This is a genomic window from Pseudomonas sp. SIMBA_067 (assembly GCF_046534675.1).
GTDB classification, from domain to species: domain Bacteria; phylum Pseudomonadota; class Gammaproteobacteria; order Pseudomonadales; family Pseudomonadaceae; genus Aquipseudomonas; species Aquipseudomonas putida.
This window is the reverse complement of record NZ_JAWRYH010000089.1, coordinates 1-389: the sequence shown is the minus strand read 5'-3', so window position 1 is coordinate 389 and position 389 is coordinate 1. Positions and strand designations below refer to the sequence as shown.

1 protein-coding gene is annotated in these 389 nt (G+C 61.4%); it reads right to left on the bottom strand.

Going from position 1 to position 389, the window contains the following annotated elements:
- Nucleotides 1–389 (bottom strand): DUF3410 domain-containing protein (locus SB765_RS28205; RefSeq protein WP_410932296.1); only part of this gene is annotated, 389 nt, incomplete at both ends.

Here is a 389-nt window from a genome sequence, read left to right as displayed (position 1 = left end):
CGTTAAAGCCCAGCTGGTTCAGCAGCTCAGCGGTTGTGGCGTCATCGCAGTTCACCTGCAGCGATGACCACTCGCGGCGCTCCTGATACTGCTTGCGCAGGCGATCAAACTCGCCGGGTTTCGCCGCCACTTTACGCAGGGGGGCATCATCGCGGCGCACATCATACACCAGATGCGCCAGGCGTTTCAGCGTTGGCTGATCCAGCGGGCCATTCAGGGTGATTTCACTGAATTCCGGCACCGGCAGTAAGGTACTGAGCGGCACCTGCTGCGGCTGACCAATAAAGTCGCACCAGGCTTCAAACACCTGGGTGGTGCCGCGCGCTTTGCCTTCCAGCGTGTAGCCCGCGATGTGCGGCGTGGCGATATCGACCTTATCCAGCAGCGCC